This window comes from Microbacterium sp. MYb45 (genome assembly GCF_002979655.1).
In the GTDB taxonomy this organism is placed as follows: Bacteria; Actinomycetota; Actinomycetes; order Actinomycetales; family Microbacteriaceae; genus Microbacterium.
Genome location: NZ_PCPG01000002.1, coordinates 149066 through 168102, shown reverse-complemented (window position 1 = coordinate 168102; position 19037 = coordinate 149066). Strand labels below are relative to the sequence as shown.

Sequence of the window (19037 nt, the reverse complement as noted above, 5' to 3'; positions counted from 1 at the left end):
TGGGCCTTCCCGAGGGTGACTCTTGCGTCGACGAATCTAATGGGCTAGAAAGTAGACCATTAGTCCAATCGGCAAAAGGATGCTTCGACATGGATGCTTCGACAACGACGTCGCGCAGCACGGCAGCACCCCGGGAGCGCAATCTCCGCGGGAACCTCGGGGCGGTGTCCGTCACCTTCATGGTGATCGCGGCCGCAGCCCCCCTCACGGTCGTCGGCGGACTCGTGCCCATCGGCTTCCTCGTGGGCAACGGCATCGGCTTCCCGGTCATGTTCCTCGTTGCCACCGTGATCCTGCTGCTCTTCTCGGTGGGCCTCACGGCGATGAGCCGCTTCCTGCCCAAGGCAGGATCGTTCTTCGTGTTCGCGACCCACGGGCTCGGTCGCACGCCCGGGCTCGCCACCGCCTACCTCGCGCTCGTCTGCTACACGACCGTGCAGATCGCGGTGTTCTCCTACCTGGGCGCGACGATCAGCTCGAGCATCGTCCTCCTCGGCGGCCCCGAGATCCCGTGGTGGCTGCTCACCCTCGCCTCCGTGGCGCTCGTCGGCGCGCTCGGCTATCGGCAGATCGAGCTCAGCTCCCGCGTCCTCGTGGTCGTGCTGCTCGCCGAGATCGGCATCGTCGTGCTGCTGGGGATCGTCATCCTCGTCACCGGCGGTGCGGAGGGTGTGACCTTCGGGTCGTTCCTGCTGCAGAACGTCCTCTCCGGTGCGCCCGCACTCGGCCTGATGTTCGCGATCGCGAGCTTCATCGGCTTCGAGTCGACCGTCGTCTACCGCGATGAGGTGCGCACGCCGGAGCGTACGATCCCCCGTGCGACCTACGCGTCCGCGATCGTGATCGGCGTCTTCTACGCCTTCGCCGCCTGGGCCGTTGTGGTGGGTGTCGGCGAGGGAGCGATCATCGAGGAGGCGGCCGCCGACCCGACCACGCTGATCACCCGTGTCACCGAGCAGTACCTCGGCCCGGTCGGCTCGATCGCCGTCGCCGTGCTGTTCCTCGGGAGCATGTTCGCCGCGGTGCTGTCGCTGCACAACGTGCTGACCCGCTACCACCACGCCATGGCCAACGCCCGCGTGCTGCCCGACAGGGTCGGCACGGTGCACGCGCAGCATGGTTCCCCGCACGTCGCCTCGATCGTGCAGGTGGCGACCTCCGGCATCGCGATCATCGTGCTCGCCCTGATCGGCTTCGCACCGGAGAACATCTTCTCCTGGTTCGCCGGCATCGGGACGCTCGCGATCGTGATCCTGATGGCGGTCACGTGCCTCTCGGTCGTGGTCTACTTCGCCCGCACCCGGGTGCTGCGAAGCCCCTGGCACACCGTGATCGCCCCGATTCTCGGCTTCGTCGGTCTCGCCGTCTCAGCCGTCCTCATCGCCGCCAACTTCCCGCTGCTCGTGAGCGATGTCGACGCCGACGGGAACCCCGCCTGGGGCCCGATCAGCATCACCCTGGTCGGGGTCGTGGTCATCGCCCCCGTGATCGGACTCGTGCAGGCCGCGATCATGCGCGCGAAGGCACCGGAGGCGTACGCCCAGATCGTGCGTCGATTCGACGAGAACGCCTGACCCTCGACACGCTCGCCCCGCACCCGAAGGATGGACATCATCAGCACCCACGCCCTGCCCCGACCCCTGATCGGCATCTCCGGACGACGCTTGCGTGGCGCGGCGATCGGCGCACCGCACGGTTTCGCCGACGCTCCGCTCGAGGCCTACCTCAGCGAGTACTCGACCTCGGTGCTGCACGCCGGCGGGCTGCCGGTGCACCTGCCGATGGATGCCGTGCCGGCCGAGCTCGTCGAGCGCCTCGACGGCGTCGTGATCGTGGGCGGTGACGACGTCGATCCCCGCCTCTACGGGCAGACCCCGGGACCGTTCACCCCTCTGATCGACCCGCAGCGCGACGCGTTCGAGGCCGGGCTGATCGAGGCCGCCATCAGCGGCGGCATCCCGCTGCTCGGAGTCTGCCGCGGCGCACAGCTCCTCAACGTCGTCCGCGGCGGCACGCTCCACTCGCACCTGGCGCCGGGCGAGGGGGAGTCGCACGGCTCCTACGCCTACCCGCGCGCCCATCGGGTGCACGAGGTGCGCACGGCGCCGGGCAGCGTCGCCCAGACGCTCTACGGCGAGACGACCCGTGTCAACTCTTTCCATCACCAGGCGGTCGACGTGCCCGGCCGCGGAGTCGTGGTGACCGGGTGGGCGCCGGACGGCGTCGTCGAGGCCATCGAGCTCGAGGGCCTTCCGGCGATCGGGGTGCAGTGGCATCCCGAGACCTTCGGAGCCGACCCGGTCTTCGGGTGGCTGGTCGCACAGGCCGCCGCCCGTGCGACGCTCGCCGCGTCCGCCACACAGAACATCGCCTAGGCGTCACCGAACAAGGAGAAGAAATGCGACACGCAGACAAGAACGCCCTCATCACGGGCGCAGGCTCCGGCATCGGGCGGGAGACGGCCCTCCGGCTCGCCGGTGAGGGAGCGCGCGTCCTCGTGACCGACGTGTCCGCCGATGGTGCGGCCGAGACGGTCCGCCTCATCGAGGAGGCAGGCGGCACCGCCCTTGCGTCCGTGGTGGACGTGCGCTCGCGGGAGCAGATCCGCGCGGCGGTAGACCTCGCGCGTGCGGCCTGGGGGTCGCTGCACCTCCTGGTGAACAACGCCGGAGTCGTCACCGAGCACTCGTTCGAGACCCTCACCGAGGAGGCATGGGACTTCGTCTTCGACATCAACCTCAAGGGACAGTTCCTCGTCGCGCAGGAGGTCGCCCCGCTCATCGCTGAGTCCGGCGGCGGGGCGATCGTGAACCTGTCGACCGTCGAGGCCCTCGTCGTCGTGACGAGCACCGGCACCGCGCAACCGCACTACAACGCGAGCAAGGGCGGCGTGCCGATGCTCACGAAGGCGCTCGCGGTCGAGCTCGCGGCGAAGAACATCCGCGTCAACTGCGTGGCCCCCGGCCCGATCGCGACGGACTTCTTCGACTACGAGAGCGTCACGAGCCCCGAGGCTCTGGAGTTCATGAAGCAACGCCTCCTGGTGCCGCGGGTGGGCGTGCCCGCCGACATCGCCTCCGCGGTCTCCTGGCTGCTCAGCGACGAGGCGTCCTGGATCGACGGCATCCAGCTCCCCGTCGACGGAGGGTGGCTGACGCGATGATCGACGACGTGCGCCTGGCTCCGGACGAGCTGGAGGCTGCCGGCATCCGCACCGTGATCGTCGCGACGCCCGACCTGCAGGGTCGACTCGTCGGCCGCCGCATCCCGGTCGAGGGCTTCGGCCGCGTCGTGGAGAACGGTGTCGACATCTGCACCTGTGCCTGGGCGTGGGACATCGACCAGGGCCTCGAACTGATCGATGCGAACAAGTTCGCGCTGTGCGGGATGCACAACGGCGTCCCCGACGTGACGCTGATCCCCGACCTCGAGACCCTCCGCCCCGCGGCCTGGCTCGAGGGGGTGGCCATCTGCCTCGCCGACCCGGTCGACGTGCACACGCACGAGCCGATGCCGCTCTCACCCCGCGTGCTGCTGAAGCAGGAGCTCGCCCGCATCCGGGAGCTCGGGCTCACCCCGCTCGCGGGGACGGAACTGGAGTTCTACCTGTTCCGCAACGACCCCAGGGAGCTGCGCCGCTCCGGATTCCGTGACCTCGACCCGACCACCCTCACGCCGTCGGACTTCATGATCCACGAGGGCAATCTCTACGAGCCCTTCTTCCAGAAGCTGCGCGCCGACCTCCGTGCCAGCGGCATCCTCGTCGAAGCCGCGCAGAGCGAATGGGGACTCGGGCAGTGGGAGATGACCTTCGAGTACGGCGACCCGCTGGAGATGGCCGATCGGCATGCGCTCTACAAGCTGGCGGTGCGCGACACCGCCGCTCGCGCGGGCATGTCGGCGACGTTCATGGCGCGGCCGCTCAACGACCAGCCCGGATCCTCCTGCCACGTGCACGTCTCGTTCGTCGACGACGAGAGCACGGCGGTGTTCTGGGACGAGTCGGCTCCGGATCGCCTCAGCGGGCGGATGCGGTCGGCGATCGCCGGCGCGCTCGAACACGCCCCCGCGCTGATGGCCTGGTACGCGCCGACCGTCAACTCCTACCGCCGCAGCAACTCGTCCGACGTGGCGGGGAGCGGTCAGACCTGGGGCTTCGACAACCGCACCACGACGGTGCGGGTGGTGGGGCACTCGCCGCAGGCGCTGCGCTTCGAGTTCCGCCTGCCCGGCGCCGACACGAACCCGTACTTCACCCTCACCGGGGTCCTGGCGTCGGCGCGCGACGGCATGGAGAAGGAGACCGTGCTGGGTGACGCCGTGGTCGGAAGCGCCTACGACCTTCCCGCCGACGGGGCCATGCCCGCGGATCCTCGTCAGGCGAGCATCCTGTTCGGCGAGAGCCCGCTCGTGCAGGAGCTGCTCACTCCCGAGCTGATCTCGCATCAGCAGGTGCTGCTCGACCACGAGTGGACGACGTTCATGGCCCGCGTCACCGACTGGGACCTGCACCGCTACTTCGATCGGATCTGACATGACGTACCCCGCCCTGCGCACCTGGATCGCCGGCGTCGCCGAGGACAGCCCCGAGAGCGACGGCACCTGGCTGCATGACCCGAACACGGGGGAGGCCCTGGTCGCCTCCGCGTCGAGCTCACTCGACCAGGTCGGCCGTGCCGTGACCGCGGCGCAGCAGGCGCACGACGACGGGCGCTGGCGCGGACTCGCCCCCGAGCGCCGCGCGGAGAAGCTGGACGCGCTCGCCGACTGGCTGGACGAGCGGGCCGAGGAGGTCGCGCATCTCGACGCACTCAACAGCGGCGTGCCGATCTCCGTCACGCGGCTGTTCGGCGGGGCGAACGGCGCGACCCTGCGGGATGCCGCCCGGCGCGCGGTCGCGGTCGGCGACTCGCGGGCGCTCGCCGCCGAGCACGGGCCCGTGCGTCTGCACCGTGTGCCCTGGGGGCCGACCGCGCTGATCCTGCCGTGGAACGCCCCGTCGGCCATGGCGGTGAAGAAGACGGCGTTCGCGCTCGCGGCCGGTGCGACGGTCGTGCTCAAGCCGTCCTCGTTCTCGCCGTGGAGCGCCCAGCTGCTGCTGGAGGGTGTGCACGCGGTCGGCATCCCCGACGCGGTGGTGGGTCTCGTGCAGGGCAGCGGGGGCGTCGGACGCAGCCTCGTCGCCGACGAGCGCATCGCCGCGATCTCGATGACCGGTTCGACGCCGACCGGGCGCGCGATCGCCGCGACGGCCGCTTCGCGCTTCGCGAGACTGCAGCTGGAGCTGGGCTCGAACAACGCCGCGATCGTCCGCACCGACGCCGACCTGGAGCAGACGGCGAAGGCGCTGGCCGATGGTGTGCTGAAGCTGTCGGGCCAGTGGTGCGAGGCACCCCGCCGGGTGCTCGTCGACCGTGCGCGCCGGGACGAGCTGGCAGGTCTCCTGATCGCCGAGTTCGGCCGCCGGGCGATCGGGTCGAGCCTGGACGAGGCGACCGAGGTGGGCCCGGTCGCGTTCGCCGGGCGCCGCGACGAGCTCGTCGAGCAGCGGGAGCGGCTGGCGCAGGCCGGTGCCGAGCTGCTGCGCGTCACGCAGGTGCCCGCACAGGGATGGTTCTTCGAGCCGACGGTGGCGGTGCTCGACGGTCCCGGCCTCGCGGACGAGGTCTTCGGACCCCTGCTGCTCGTGGGCGGCTATGCCGACGAGGACGAGGCGGTGGCGCTCGCGAACACCGGGCAGGTCGGACTCGCCGGCTACGTGTTCGGCGCCGACGAGCACGCCGCGGCCGCACTCGGCACACGGCTCGTCGCCGGTGAGGTCAAGGTCAACGGCACGAGCGTGCTCGACATGTCGCCGGAGTCGTCGCAGAGCTTCTTCGGCGCGAGCGGACTGGGAGGGCACGGAGACGCCGATGTGCTTGACTTCTTCGTGGGGAAGCAGATCGTGGGCTCCGACCGCCCGGGTCTGCCCCTCTGATCGGAGGAGCACGGATGAGCGAGCGTGACGACGCGCCGCACGACTTCTCCCGTGCCGTCCTGCAGCCGGTCTCCGGCTATCAGGCGGTCGCCGGGTTTCTGCGGCGCGAGATGGCGCTCGGCCGCATCCGCCCCGGCGATCGGCTTCCGCCGGAGCGTCGGCTCGCGGAGCAGCTCGGCGTCTCGCGCGAGACGCTGCGTCAAGCCTTGCGGATCCTCGAGGGCAGCGGGCAGATCGTGATCTCGCGCGGTGCGTCCGGTGGGGCGTTCGTGCAGGATGCCGCCCTCGACCCGCGGCTCATCCGCGAGGAGGTGCGCACGCGTTCGGCTGAGATCGGTGAGCTCACCGAGTTCCGCTCGATCGTCGAGTCCGGTGGGGCGGCGCTGGCTGCGAACCGCCGCAGTGACGCCGACCTGGAGGCGATGGTGCTGGCGCAGCGCGACCTGGCCGCCGCCGGCACGAAGGCCGAGTCCCGCATCGCCGACACCGACTTCCACATCGCCCTCGCCGAGGCCTCCGGAAACTCCTTCGTCCGTGATGCGGTCGAGGAGGCGAGGGTTCGCATGTTCGAGCCCGTCGACCTGATGAGCTTCGACTTCGTGAAGGAGTCGAGCTGGCAGGCGCACGAGCAGATCCTCGACGCGGTGCGTCGGGGCGACGCCGAGGCCGCGGATGCCGCGATGCGCGCGCACCTGCGCACCACGCGCGAGGAATTCACGCGCGTCGTCGAATCCTGACGCCCGAGGGGCTCGGGCAGGTCAGCGCGTGGTGAGGCGGGAGAGCTCGGCGACGAACGCGTCGACGTCGGCCTCTTCGGTGTCGAAGCCGCACATCCAGCGCACTTCCTTGCGCGCGGCATCCCAGTCGTAGAAGCGGAACGAGTCGCGGAGCTGGTCGGCGACACCGTCGGGCAGGATTGCGAAGACGCCGTTGGACTGGGTCGGCTGCGTGAAGTCGACGCCCTGGATGGATCCGTCGGCGATGCCGGCCTCGATCTCGGAACGCAGGCGCGCGGCCATCGTGTTCGCGTGCTTCGCGTTGCGCAGCCACAGGTCGCCCTCGAGCAGCGCGATCAGCTGCGCCGAGACGAACCGCATCTTCGACGAGAGCTGCATGTTGAACTTGCGCGAGTACTTCAGGCCGTCCGCGGCGTCGGGGTTCAGCACCACGATCGCCTCGCCGAGCATCGCGCCGTTCTTGGTGCCTCCGAAGGTGAGCACGTCGACCCCGGCGTCGCGGGTGAACGCGCGCAGCGGCAGATCGAGGGCGGCGGCGGCGTTCGACAGGCGCGCGCCGTCGAGGTGCAGCTTCATGCCGCGCTCGTGCACGTGGTCGGCGATCGTGCGGATCTCGTCGGCCGTGTACAGCGTGCCGAGCTCGGTCGACTGCGTGATCGACACCACCAGCGGCTGCGCGCGGTGCTCGTCGCCCCAGCCCCAGGCCTCGCGATCGATCAGCTCGGTGGTGAGCTTGCCGTCGTCGGTGGGGACCGTGAGCAGCTTGAAGCCGCCGATCTTCTCGGGAGCTGCGGCCTCGTCGACGTTGATGTGGGCGGTGGATGCCGCGATCACCGCGCCCCAGCGGGGCAGCATCGACTGCAGGCCCGTGACGTTCGCGCCCGTGCCGTTGAACACGGGGAACGCCTCGACGCCCTCGCCGAAGTGCGCCTGGAAGACCTCCTGCAAGCGCGCGGTGTACGCATCCTCGCCGTAGGCGCTCTGGTGTCCGCCGTTCGCCGCCGCGATGGCCGCGAGGACCTCGGGGTGGATGCCGGAGTAGTTGTCACTGGCGAAGCCCCGGATCGCGGGGTCATGCTGGATGCTCACCGACCCAGCCTAATTGTCCGCATCGCCCTCGCGGTCCGGGGGAGGGTCTTCCGGATGTCGGATGCCGGCCCTACCCTCGACTTCATGGAGCGCACCGCCGCCACTCGGGCATTCGGCAACGTCCTCGTCAACACGCTCATCGCGAACGTGACGACGAGCTTCCTCTGGTTCGCGCTCACGTTCTGGGTGTACATCGAGACGCAGTCCGTGCTGGCCACGGGCATCATCGGCGGCGCGTACATGCTGTTCGTCGCGTTCTTCGCGATGGCGTTCGGCACGATCGTCGATCGCAACCGCAAGCACACCGTCATGGTGATCTCGAGTGTCATCTCCGCCGCTGCCTTCCTGGTGGCCGGGCTCCTCTACCTCTGGCAGCCCGAGGCGGCACTGCTCGATCTGGGTGGCCCGTGGTTCTGGCTGTTCTCCGGAGTGATCCTCTTCGGCGGTGTGATCGAGCAGCTGCGCAACATCGCGCTGTCCACGACGGTGACTCTGCTGATCCCCGAAGACAAGCGTGCGAACGCCAACGGGCTCGTCGGCACCGTGCAGGGCATCGCCTTCCTCGTCACGAGCGTGTTCTCGGGCCTGTCGATCGGGTTCCTCGGCATGGGATGGACCCTCGCGATCGCGATCGCGGCCATGGCGCTCACGTTCGCCCACCTGCTGTTCATCCGCATCCCCGAGGGTGCGCCGGAGCCCGACCCGAACGCATCGAGCGCACTCGACTTCCGCGGCAGCGTGCGGGCGATCCGACTCGCTCCCGGCCTGTTCGCCCTGATCATCTTCTCGACCTTCAACAACCTCATCGGCGGCGTCTACATGGCGCTCATGGACCCGTACGGCCTGACCCTCTTCGATGCCCAGACCTGGGGCTTCGCTCTGGCGTTCGCCTCGACCGGCTTCCTGGTGGGCGGCGGCCTGGTGGCGAAGTTCGGGCTCGGCCCCAAGCCCATGCGCACCATGCTGCTCGTCGTGATCGCCATGGGGCTGCTGGGCTCGGTGTTCATGCTGCGGGAGTGGTGGCCGCTGTATGTGATCGGCATGTGGGCCTATATGGCCCTGGTGCCCCCGGTCGAGGCGGCGGAGCAGACCATCATCCAGAAGGTCGTGCCGTACGAACGGCAGGGTCGCGTGTTCGGCGTGGCCGCGGCGATGGAAGCGGCGGCGGCCCCGATCACCGCGTTCCTGATCGCCCCGATCGCCGAGTTCCTGATCATCCCTTACATGAACACCCGCGAGGGGCAACAGAGCTGGGGCTGGCTGCTCGGCGAGGGCGAGGCCCGCGGTATCGCGCTGATCTGCCTGTTCGCGGGACTGATCATGGTCGTGGCCGCGACGCTGGCCTTCTTCACCCGGTCGTACCGCAAGCTCACCGAGCTCTACGCCGAGGCGCCCGAGCAGGAGATCGACCACGGCGAGACCGGCGGGGAAGACGGCGGTGATGCCGGCGCAGAAGCCGTGGCGGAGGAGTCGTCGATCGAGTCGGGCCCTGCCCGGCACAGTGAGGCTCCGCCCGTGGTCCCCGGCATGCCGCCCGAGTCCCGCTGAGCCCGGACGATTCCCCAAGCCCCGACGAGTCCCGCTGAGCCTCGGACGTTTCCCCGAGCCTCGGACGATTCCCCGAGGTTCGGACGTTTCCCCGAGGTTCCGATGGAAGAAGTTCCGCAGATCGTCACTCCGTCGGCGGATCGTCCGACACTCGGGATCAGTCGAGGTCGAACACCCGGTCGTTGAGGGCGGTGGCGTCCGTGTCCCAGAGCATCAGGAGCCGTGCGGCCAAGACATCGGGATCGAGCGACTTGGCCCGGAACACGACGGATGCCGTGCGCAGCTGCTCACCGGAATCGCGTGCGGACTTCGCGTACCCCTGGGCGACGGCCCGGGTCCAGGCCTCGCTCGCAGCCTTCACCGCGGCGTAGTTCGCCCCGCCGGCGAGGGGCCGCGCGACCGCCGTCGACGACACGATCGCGAACCGACCCGCCCCCGACGCGCGCAGCGCCGTGTCGAACGCCCGGCTCGTCGCGCGGACGGCCTCGAGCGCGGGCAGCAGCGCGGCGAAGTCCTCGTCGGACTGCCCGGCGAGGCCGCCGCCCCCGCGCCAGCCCCCGACGAGGGGGACCACCGCGTCGACGGGGCCGATCTGCCCCGCCAGAACCGTCATCTCGTCGAGCGAGGTCGCATCCGCGAGGAAGACCTCCGTGCCCGCATCCGCCAACTGCTGCAGCCCTTCTGCGGACCGGCCGGTCGCGATCACCCGTGCCCCCGCACCGTGCAGAGCGCGTGCCGCCGCCCGCCCCGCCGCACTGGTCGCTCCGGCGAGCACCACCGTGCGGCCGGACAGTCTCGAGTCGATGAGTTCATCCATGTCGCTCACTCTTCCGGTTCGGAGGGGCTTCTGCGGCCGGAACCCGCGGAGAGATCCGCAGAACAGGTTCCGGCCGCAGCGCGGTGCGCCCCAGCGTCACACTCGGAACGCGCGCCATGCGCGCGTGGTCATCAGTCGTCCGTGCCGCGGATGCCCACGGTGGATTCGATGACGGGCTTCATCTTCTTGTGAAGGGTCTCGAAGAACATCGACAGCGGGAACTCGTCGTCCATCACGGCATCCGTGTACCCCTTCGGCGCGCCGGCGAGGATCTCGTCCGACAGGCCGCGGGCCCACTGCGAGGCCGGGTGCGGGGTGAGCGTGCCGCGGACGAGCTCGTACGCGGCGAGCCAGTGCGCGACCTTGGGGCGGTCGATCGAGTGCCAGTACAGGTCGTCGATCGCGTCGCCGAGCGCCACGACGGCATCCGGCACGGCGTCCCAGTCGAAGGTGAGAGCCGTGTCGGTCCAGTGCAGCACGCCGCGCTGGTGCAGCCACGCGAACAGCAGCTGTCCGCCGACCGCGTCGTAGTTGCGTGTGCGGGTGCCCGTGATCGAGAAGCGGAAGATGCGGTCGAAGATCACCGCGTACTGCACGAGGTGCGCGTAATCGTGCATCTCCTGCTCCGTCTCGGTGAGCTCCTCACCGGCGGCGATGCGGGCCGCGAGGGCGCGCTCGATCTTCACCGACTCGCGGAACGCGGTCATGTCGCAGCGCATCTCCTCGAGGGAGTAGAGGAAGAACGGCATCCGCTGCTTGATCATGAACGGGTCGAACGGCAGATCGCCGCGCATGTGGGTGCGGTCGTGGATGATGTCCCACATGACGAAGGTCTTCTCGGCCACCTGCTGGTCGTCGAGCATGGCGGCGGCCCGCTCCGGCAGATCGAGGTTGGTGATCTCGGCTGCGGCACGGGTGACGCGGCGGTAGCGAGCGGCCTCGCGGTCCTGGAAGATCGCACCCCACGTGAAGGTCGGGATCTCGCGCATCGCGACGGTCTCGGGGAACAGCACGGCCGAGTTCGTGTCGTAGCCGGGCGTGAAGTCGACGAGCCGCAGCGAGACGAACAGCTTGTTGCCGTAGTCGCCGGCCTCAAGGGCGGCGATGAACTCGGGCCAGATCGTCTCGACGATCAGCGCCTCGACCAGGCGGTCGCTCGAGCCGTTCTGCGTGTACATCGGGAACACGACGAGGTGACGGATGCCGTCGACGCGGGTCTGCTGTGGCTGGAAGGCCATGAGCGAATCGAGGAAGTCCGGCACGCCGAAGTCTTCGGATGCCCAGCGGTCGAAGTCGACCACGGAGGCGGTGAGGTACTCCGCGTCGTGCGGGAAGGCAGGGGCGAGTGCGCGGATCGCGGCGGTGATCGCGCCGACGAGCTCGCGGGCCGCGGCGTGGTGCGCGGCATCCGGGATCGAGCCGTCCTTGATCTGCATCTCGCGGAGGGCGATCGCGGCGTCCTTCAGCTGCGCCCAGGCGGCGGACTGCTCGGCGATCGACGCGTCCTCGACGACCTCGGGTTCGCCGACGATGGCCTGGACAGCGGAACTGTTGGCGGAAAGAAGGGACATCGGGACCTCCGATCGGAGTTTTCAACGGAAAGATTCCGGCATATACGGAATCCTGACGATAATCTTACAGCCATGGATGATTCTGTCGACCGCGCGATCCTGACCGCGATCTCCCGTGACGGGCGCGCCACGCTCTCCCAGCTGTCGGAGGCCGTCGGCCTGTCGGTCTCGGCCGTGCAGTCGCGTCTGCGCCGGCTGGAGACGAGGGGAGTCATCTCCGGCTACCAGGCGATCCTCGACCCCGAGCAGGTGGGCACCCCGCTCTCGGCCTTCATCGAGATCACCCCACTCGACCCCGCCCAGCCCGACAACGCTCCGGAGCTGCTGGAGCACCTCGACGCGATCGAGGCCTGCCACTCCATCGCCGGTGACGCGAGCTACATGCTGTTCGTTCGCGTGCCGTCTCCGCGTGCGCTCGAGGAGCTCGTCCGTGACGTGCGGCTCGCGGCGAACGTCAGCACCCGCACCACCGTGGTGCTGCAGACCTACTACGAGCACCGGCCGATCATCCCGGTCGGCTCGGCGGAGTAGTCGGGAGCGCGTCAGAGCACCGCGCCCACCATCGCCTCGCCCAGGGGAGTGCGCAGGTGCAGCATCCGGGTGCCGTCGCGCTCGCTGCCGATCAGCCCCGCGCCCCGCAGCACGGTGAGGTGATGCGACGCGGTCGAGACCGCGACACCGGCATCCTGAGCGACCTGCGATGTCGTGCGGGCGGTTCCTGCTCGGAGCAGGATTCCCGCGCGGGCCGGACCCAGCAGGGCGCCCAGAGCATCCTCGATGTCGGCGGTGTCCCGCGCCCAGCCGGCGGTGACGCCGCGGGCCGGATAGAACAGCGTCGGCTGCGCCGGGGGCTCGGTGAGCACCATGCAGCCCCACGACGACATGACCGACGGCACCAGCACCAGGCCGCTTCCCCGGCAGTCGACCTGTTCGCTGTGGCGACGCAGCGAGACGCGGACGGCGCCTTCTCCCCAGGTCACCTGCGGGTGCAGGTCTCCGGCCATCCCCGCGAAGCCGCCGGTCGCGATCCGCTGCGCACGGAACGCGATGTCGGCGCGCAACAGGCGTTCGAGCTGCGGCCAGACGGGAGCCAGCGCGGCATCCCATACCGCGGACCAGGCGTCGGCGATCATCGAGCGCGCCCGTGCCGGCTTCCCCTGCATCTCGCCCAGCGCCCGTTGCCGCGCTCCGGTCGAGCGCCGCACCATCTTCCCGAAGTCGACGCGCATCGGGTCGAGAGCTGTGATGCGCAGCTCGTCGAGCTCGCCCTCCGGGCTCAGGTCCCATCGCGGTGCGGTCGTCAGGAAGTCGGGCAGGTAGCCGTCGTCCCCGATGACGGTCGCGAGCAGGGCGAACTCCTCGCGGGGCAGGCGCTCGCGCACGGCACGCAGCCACCCCCATTGCAGGGGATGCGCCTCGGGGCGCCGCAGGACCCGCACGGCGTGGGCCAGCTCGTGCCCGGGCGAGATGCCGAATCGCACCGCCTCGACATCGCCGGGGCTCAGGTGGAACTCGACGCGGTGGTCGGGGTGCTCGACGCCCTCGACGGGCCCTGTGTTTCGATTCACATCGAAACTCTAGGGGTGGCCCTGCGCGCTGTCGAGACTGGAGTCATGAACAGCACAACCCCCGGATCCGGAATCGTCGCCGGCGCGGACATCCGCATCGGCACGGGCCGCAGTCGCAGGTTCGTCGGCGCAGAGCACGGCGCGGAGGTGTCGTACTTCTTCGTCGAGAACCAGCCGGGCGAAGGCCCGGGGCGGCACTGGCATCCCTACGCCGAGACCTGGGTCGTGATCGAGGGACTTGCCCGCATCACCGTGGGCGAGGAGACTTTCGTCGCCGGGGCGGGCGACACCGCGACCGGCCCCGCCTTCGTCCCCCACTGCTTCACCAACGCGGGAGACGGGGTCCTCAGGATCATCGGCATCCACGCATCCGCCACCATCATCCAGACGTTCCTCGACGAGGACTGAGCACCAGGAGCACCATGTCCTTCCAGGCATACCTCGACAACATCGAGACCAAGACGGGGCTGACCCCGCGACAGTTCATCGAGCTCGCGACCGAGAAGGGGTTCGACCGGACGACGAAGGCCACGCCCATCGTCGCGTGGCTCAAGGAGGACTACGCGCTGGGGCAGGGGCACGCGATGGCCCTCGTGCACGTGATCACCAAGGGCCCGCAGATCAGCAGCAAGCACGTCGGCACGGGCGGTGCGCACGGCGACGCCTCCGACACGCTCTGGCTCGACGGCAAGGACAGCAACCCGAACCCCTGATCCGTCGTCCCGCTGAGGTCGGGCATCGCCCCGGCCAGTAGGATTCCCTGCGTGGCAGCATCCTCCCAGCGCAAGAAGAAGAGTCGGACCGCGAAGCACACCCCGGCCCGCACCAGCGGCAACCCGGCGCGGCGTCCGGTCGTCGAGGCGGGGCCGGTCACCGCATCCGATTGGATCGGGGCCGCGCGGCTGCGCACCCTCCCGCTCGCGATCGCCCCGGTGATCATCGGAACCGGTGCGGCGCGCAGCACCGGCCCCGAGTTCCACTGGGTGATCGCGCTCGCGTGCCTCGCCGTCGCGGTGCTGCTGCAGATCGGCGTGAACTTCACGAACGACTACAGCGACGGCGTCCGCGGCACCGACGCCCACCGGGTCGGGCCCGCGCGCCTGACGGCATCCGGGCGGGTGAAGCCGCGCACCGTCCTGATCATCGGCCTGATCTTCTTCGCGCTCGCCGCGGTCGTCGGGCTCGCGATCGTCGTGCGCACCGAGCAGTGGTGGATGCTGGCCGTCGGTGCGGCGTGCATCGTCGCGGCCTGGTTCTACACCGGCGGCAAGAGGCCGTACGGGTACTACGGCCTCGGCGAGGTCTTCGTGTTCGTGTTCTTCGGACTCGTCGCCACGCTCGGCACCACCTGGGTGCAGGTGTTCGAGCTGCCGCTGCAGGCGTGGCTCGGAGCCATCGCGGCCGGCCTGTTCGCGTGTGCCGTGCTGCTCGCCAACAACCTGCGTGACATCGACCAGGACCGCGAGGTCGGCAAGCGCACCCTGACCGTCTTGATCGGACGCCGCGCCACGCAGGTGCTGTTCACCCTGTTCGTCCTGGCGCCGTTCGGCATCGCCGTGTTCCTCGCGCTGCTGTTCCCGATCGCATGGATCTCGCTCCTCGCACTGCTGGCGGGACTCCCTGCCATCGTCATCGTCTGGGCCTACCGGCAGCCGAGGGAGTTGGTGACCGCGCTCGCCCTGACGTCGCTGACATCACTGCTGTACGCCGGCGCCCTGTTCTGGGCGTTCGTCGGCTGAGCAGTAGCGCGGCGGTCAGACCTTCGGGTCGTCGCCGGGCTCGTTCGCGTCGATCGCCTGGTCCTCGGCATCCGCATCGGCCTGGCTGCCGGACGACCGGCTCTCGCGGCGCTCCGCGAGTCGGGCCGAAGCATCGGTGAGCGGCGTGCGCAGGAACAGCATCGAGATGCTCATGCCGATGAGCGCGGCGAAGATCGCGGCGAGCCACCAGTATTCGCGGAAGATCGGGAAGAAGAACCAGAGGATGGCGAGCGGGACGAGGAACGCCAGCAGCCGCAGCACGGTGTAGACGAGGAAAGGCGCGGGCTTCTTCACCCTTCCAGTCTACGTTCGCCGCGGGGGTGGCTCGGTGCCGGTGCCCTCGATGCCGAGCCGAGCAAACGGGATGCCGCGCACGACCCGGTGCCACGGATGCTCCCCGAGCGACCACAGCAGCCTGGCGCCGATGTCGAGCGCCAGGTCTTCGCAGCCGACCGGGAGGGGCATGTCATCCCGCTCCAGCGCCGACCGCGGCCCGCTCCACAGTGCACCGGGGCGCAGGCCGTCGGACTGTGAGACGAAGTGGCGGTCTCCCCACCGCACGGCGCCCTGCATGCGGGGGATGCCGGGGCTGAAGACGTGCTCCTCCGTGAACCGGCCGTCGGCGTCCTCCGGGATCGAGAACTCGCCGATCCGGCCGCGGTCGTCGGTGAGGTGCTCGCCGATGAGGACACGCCGCAGGGGAGTGCCGTCCTCGTCGAACACTCGACCCAGATACGAGCAGCGCAGCGCGACGGGGTGCACGCGCGTGCGGACGGCGACGAGCGCCGTGGTACGACCGCGCCGAGGTCGCCTGCCGGCGATGCGCTGAGCGGTGGCGCCGCGGACCGTCCGCACATCCGCGAGATCGAACTCCCAGATGCCGCGTCCGGTCGCCGCGACGAACAGCCGGTCGTCGAACCAGGCGAGGCCCCCGGCGTGGATCGGTGCCGGCTGCAGTTCGCCGTCGTTGCCGGGGACGGCGAGCAGCACGTCGAGATGGCGGGAGCGCTCGAGGTCGACGAACGTCACGCGGGAGGCGAGATGCACGCCGTCGAGCTGTTGCCGGAACCAGCTCACCGCCACGGTGCGTCGACCCCGCCACTCGCCGAGGTCGATGCCCTGCGGGTACCAGCGTCGGGTCCAGGTCCGGGCGGTCAGCCATCGCAGGTCCAGGGTGTCGCGCTGCTTCTGCCGCACCGGACGCCACGTCGATCCGAAGGGCCAGAGCATGCTCCCATCGTCGCCGATCGAACGGATCCTCGCGAACTCGACCGCGAGTCGAGCGTCGTATCTCGGCCTACGTACAGCTTCACGAAATGCGACATGTATTATGTTACGTGTCGTCGCGCGTATCTCTGGGGGGAGGGAGCGCGACGACACACAACGTCCCGGGTCCGGCTGATGGGGGTCAGCAGGGCACGAGGCGGGCGGGGCCATCATCGGTGGCCCCGCTCTCCGAACGCCTCGCGTTCGGCAGTGCGTAGCACTGGGAGGTGTGGCTCCGTTCGGGTACGGGGCCACACCTCACTGCGCACGGGCCGCAGCATCGGCGGACACCGGTCGTTCACCTCCAGGTCGCCGTCCGGCAACGGTGACCTGGCACGATTCCGGGACACCGCCTCTCCCTGGAGCTCCGTGCGCACACCCCTCGTCACCGTCATCCTGCCCGCGAAAGACGCCGGCGCGTACATCGGGACGACGCTCGAGACGCTCACCCGCCAGTTCGAGGATGCGTCGGCGCTCAAGCTCGTCGCGATCGACGACGGCTCACGCGACGACACGGGTGCACTCATGCGCGCGTATGCCGAGCGCCTCCCGCACGTCGAGCTCATCCGGAACCCGATCGCCCGGGGTCTGGCGACCGCCCGGAATCAAGGGCTCGAACGGGTCGAGGGCGACGCCTTCTGCTTCCTCGACGGTGACGACTGGATGCAGCCGCGCCGGCTCGAGGTGCTGGTGTCGCGGTTGCGCGAGCTGGACTGCGACTTCCTCCGCACCGACCACGTCACGGTCACCGGGTCGCACCGGGCGCTCGTGCGTGCCCCGCACCCGTGGCGCGAACGCGTGCTCGTTCCGAGGGCGGCGATCCTGCCCGAGAACGAATCCACGATGGTCGACTACCCCTACGCGTGGGCGGGTGTCTTCCACCGCCGCGTTCTCGACGACGGGCTGGCGCGGTTCTCCGAGGGGCTGTTCACGGCGGAGGACCGGCCCTGGATCTGGCGGCTCCATCTTGGCGCGCGGTCGTTCGCAGTCGTGGACGCGCCCGCGCTGCTCTACCGACGAGGTGTCGCGACATCCCTCACCCAGGCCAGGGATCGCCGCCAGCTCGACTTCGCCAGGGCGATGGACGAGGTCATCGCCGTCGTGGAGCAGGACGCGGAGGCGGAGCGCTTCCTGCCCAAGGTCGTGTGGACCGCGCTCGCGCTCAGTTCCCACCACCTGGTGCGTGCGCGTCGGATGAGCCCGCGGCTGCGCGCCGAGATGCGCGGCGGCATCCGGGACATGCTCCGCCGCCTGCCGGACGACGAACTCGACGAGACGCTCACGCGCTTCGACGGGCCGCGCCGGCGGGTGCTGGCGCGCGTTCTCCGACAGGCGGGGCGCACGGCATGACCCAGCTGTTCGCGCTGCACAGTGCGTACGGACTCGCCACGGCCGCCGCGGCGATCGACGCCGGGCTCCTCGGCCGCGACGGCGGGGCGGAGCGCATCCTGGTGCCGTTCACCTCGAGCCGGGTGCCGGAGACGGCGGTCGGCATCGCGGGCGACCCCGTGCTCGGGCCGCTGCGCGCGCGATTCGACCGCGTCGAGCCGCTGGAAGATGTCCTCGGCCCGTTGCATCCGAGCTCGTGGGAACCCGCTGAGGCCGACCTCCCGATCCTGGAGCGGTTGCTCGTACGGGCGTGGCGACTCGATCCTCAGGGCCTGGAGCTGTTCGTGCAGAGCCCGCAGGTCGCGCCGGCCCGCACCCTGATGGCGCTGTTCCCGCACGCGCGGATCACCATCGTGGGGGATGGGCTCATGACCTACTCGCCGATGCGGGTGCGGCTGCCGTATGCGGTCGCGGCGCGCATCGAACGCGTGGTCCATGCGGACGTGGTGCCCGGAGTGCGGCCGCTCGTCGGGTCTCCTCGGGCGGAGATCATGCCGGTTCCTCCCTCGGTGTTCGCGGCGGCACTGCGGGAGACGGATGCCGGTGACCCGGGCGTCGGCGACGATCCGCCCAGCGTGCTCGTCCTCGGCCAGTACCTGTCGGCGCTCGGACTCATGACGCCCGCCGCGGAGATCGACCTGCAGAAGCAGCTGATCGACCGCGCCGCGCGGTGGGCTCCGCAGCGCATCGTCTTCAAGCCGCACCCCGCCGCACCGCCGCTGATGACCGCGGCGGTCCGCGATCGGGCGCACGTGCACGGGATCGACTTCGTCGAGTATCGCGGCCCGCTCGCGGCCGAGCTGCTCGCTGAACGACTGGATGCGCTGGCCGTCGTCGCCGGGTTCTCGACCGCGCTGCCGACGGTGCACACGCTCTTCGGCCGGGCGATCGGATCGGCGGGCAACGACCGGGTGCTGGCGGCGCTGACGCCGTTCGAGAACAGCAATCGCATACCCGTGACCCTGGTCGATGCCCTCACCCGCGACGACGCGCCCTACAGCGACCCCGCCCGCTTGCAGCTGTTGGTCGACGCGGTCGGCTACGCGATGCAGCCTGAGAACGCCGCCCATCTGCGCGGTCGCGCCGAAGAGCTGCTGCACGACCTGGACTCGGTCGAGCGGGATCGGTATTTCGCGCCACGACGGCTTGCGGAGCTGCGGCTGCCGGGAGCACCGCGGGAGAGCGCCCTGAACCGTGCATTGCGCCCCGCCGGCGGAGTGGGCAGGGTCGAGGAGTGGCGGCTCCACGCCCTCGGCGCGCGGCGACGAGTCGGTCGTGCCTGGCGGGCGCTGCGCGGGCGATGACGATGACGACG

Annotated in this window: 19 protein-coding genes; 13 read left to right on the top strand and 6 right to left on the bottom strand. The window is 70.0% G+C overall.

Annotation, left to right across the window (positions count from 1 at the left end; translation table 11 throughout):
* The first annotated feature begins 89 nt into the window (after positions 1–89).
* From CQ034_RS07195 to CQ034_RS07170, 6 genes are read left to right on the top strand one after another with little or no spacing between them, the layout of a single operon-like run.
* Positions 90–1574, top strand: coding sequence for an APC family permease (locus CQ034_RS07195; protein ID WP_105710492.1), 1485 nt, complete (start codon positions 90–92; stop codon positions 1572–1574).
* 30 nt (positions 1575–1604) lie between these two features.
* The gene (locus tag CQ034_RS07190) at positions 1605–2375 is read left to right on the top strand and encodes a gamma-glutamyl-gamma-aminobutyrate hydrolase family protein (RefSeq protein ID WP_105710491.1); all 771 of its coding nucleotides are present in this window, start codon (positions 1605–1607) and stop codon (positions 2373–2375) included.
* Between the two features lie 23 nt (positions 2376–2398).
* A complete protein-coding gene (locus tag CQ034_RS07185; protein WP_105710490.1) occupies positions 2399–3163 on the top strand; it encodes an SDR family NAD(P)-dependent oxidoreductase in 765 nt (254 codons plus the stop codon).
* The gene (locus CQ034_RS07180) at positions 3160–4533 is read left to right on the top strand and encodes a glutamine synthetase family protein (RefSeq protein ID WP_146114814.1); all 1374 of its coding nucleotides are present in this window, start codon (positions 3160–3162) and stop codon (positions 4531–4533) included. The genes CQ034_RS07185 and CQ034_RS07180 overlap by 4 nt, the downstream gene beginning before the upstream one ends.
* 1 nt (position 4534) lies before the next feature.
* Positions 4535–5977 (top strand): aldehyde dehydrogenase, encoded by a 1443-nt coding sequence (locus CQ034_RS07175; RefSeq protein ID WP_105710488.1) that lies wholly within the window; start codon positions 4535–4537, stop codon positions 5975–5977.
* A 14-nt stretch (positions 5978–5991) separates the two neighbouring features.
* On the top strand, positions 5992–6714 hold the full coding sequence (locus tag CQ034_RS07170; protein WP_051662290.1) for a FadR/GntR family transcriptional regulator: 723 nt from the start codon (positions 5992–5994) through the stop codon (positions 6712–6714).
* 21 nt (positions 6715–6735) lie between these two features.
* Here the strand turns inward: CQ034_RS07170 and CQ034_RS07165 are convergent, their stop codons facing one another.
* Positions 6736–7803 carry a low specificity L-threonine aldolase gene (locus tag CQ034_RS07165; RefSeq protein WP_105710487.1) on the bottom strand — a complete coding sequence of 356 codons (1068 nt, stop codon included), beginning with the start codon at positions 7801–7803 and terminating at the stop codon, positions 6736–6738.
* A gap of 84 nt (positions 7804–7887) precedes the next feature.
* Here CQ034_RS07165 and CQ034_RS07160 point away from each other — a divergent pair, with 84 nt between their 5' ends.
* Positions 7888–9351 (top strand): MFS transporter, encoded by a 1464-nt coding sequence (locus tag CQ034_RS07160; protein ID WP_105710597.1) that lies wholly within the window; start codon positions 7888–7890, stop codon positions 9349–9351.
* 157 nt (positions 9352–9508) lie between these two features.
* Here CQ034_RS07160 and CQ034_RS07155 read toward each other — a convergent pair whose 3' ends face one another.
* Complete coding sequence (locus CQ034_RS07155; protein ID WP_105710486.1) at positions 9509–10168, bottom strand: SDR family oxidoreductase; 660 nt, start codon at positions 10166–10168, stop codon at positions 9509–9511.
* Positions 10169–10299: 131 nt separating this feature from the next.
* Positions 10300–11739 carry a DUF6421 family protein gene (locus CQ034_RS07150; RefSeq protein WP_105710485.1) on the bottom strand — a complete coding sequence of 480 codons (1440 nt, stop codon included), beginning with the start codon at positions 11737–11739 and terminating at the stop codon, positions 10300–10302.
* Positions 11740–11811: 72 nt separating this feature from the next.
* Between CQ034_RS07150 and CQ034_RS07145 the strand changes: the two genes are divergently transcribed.
* A complete protein-coding gene (locus CQ034_RS07145) occupies positions 11812–12270 on the top strand; it encodes an Lrp/AsnC family transcriptional regulator (RefSeq protein ID WP_029260858.1) in 459 nt (152 codons plus the stop codon).
* 11 nt (positions 12271–12281) lie between these two features.
* Here CQ034_RS07145 and CQ034_RS07140 read toward each other — a convergent pair whose 3' ends face one another.
* Entirely contained in the window at positions 12282–13307 is a 1026-nt protein-coding gene (locus tag CQ034_RS07140; protein WP_105710484.1) for a DUF5937 family protein, read from the bottom strand.
* A 45-nt stretch (positions 13308–13352) separates the two neighbouring features.
* On the opposite strand from CQ034_RS07140, the gene CQ034_RS07135 reads away from it, so the two are divergent.
* The 3 genes from CQ034_RS07135 to CQ034_RS07125 are packed head-to-tail and all read left to right on the top strand — an operon-like array spanning position 13353 to position 15046.
* A complete protein-coding gene (locus tag CQ034_RS07135) occupies positions 13353–13715 on the top strand; it encodes a cupin domain-containing protein (RefSeq protein WP_105710483.1) in 363 nt (120 codons plus the stop codon).
* A 14-nt stretch (positions 13716–13729) separates the two neighbouring features.
* On the top strand, positions 13730–14020 hold the full coding sequence (locus tag CQ034_RS07130; RefSeq protein WP_029260861.1) for a DUF4287 domain-containing protein: 291 nt from the start codon (positions 13730–13732) through the stop codon (positions 14018–14020).
* Positions 14021–14071: 51 nt separating this feature from the next.
* Positions 14072–15046: a 1,4-dihydroxy-2-naphthoate polyprenyltransferase gene (locus tag CQ034_RS07125; protein WP_029260862.1), complete on the top strand. Its 975-nt coding sequence runs from the start codon at positions 14072–14074 to the stop codon at positions 15044–15046.
* A gap of 15 nt (positions 15047–15061) precedes the next feature.
* Here the strand turns inward: CQ034_RS07125 and CQ034_RS07120 are convergent, their stop codons facing one another.
* Positions 15062–15361, bottom strand: coding sequence for a DUF4229 domain-containing protein (locus tag CQ034_RS07120; protein WP_029260863.1), 300 nt, complete (start codon positions 15359–15361; stop codon positions 15062–15064).
* 9 nt (positions 15362–15370) lie between these two features.
* A complete protein-coding gene (locus tag CQ034_RS07115) occupies positions 15371–16297 on the bottom strand; it encodes a hypothetical protein (RefSeq protein WP_105710482.1) in 927 nt (308 codons plus the stop codon).
* A gap of 405 nt (positions 16298–16702) precedes the next feature.
* Between CQ034_RS07115 and CQ034_RS07110 the strand changes: the two genes are divergently transcribed.
* Together CQ034_RS07110 and CQ034_RS07105 are read left to right on the top strand one after the other, a co-directional pair.
* Positions 16703–17683: a glycosyltransferase family 2 protein gene (locus CQ034_RS07110; protein ID WP_105710481.1), complete on the top strand. Its 981-nt coding sequence runs from the start codon at positions 16703–16705 to the stop codon at positions 17681–17683.
* Positions 17680–19026: a polysialyltransferase family glycosyltransferase gene (locus tag CQ034_RS07105; RefSeq protein ID WP_105710480.1), complete on the top strand. Its 1347-nt coding sequence runs from the start codon at positions 17680–17682 to the stop codon at positions 19024–19026. Before CQ034_RS07110 ends, CQ034_RS07105 begins: the two co-directional genes overlap by 4 nt.
* The last annotated feature ends 11 nt before the right edge of the window (positions 19027–19037 follow it).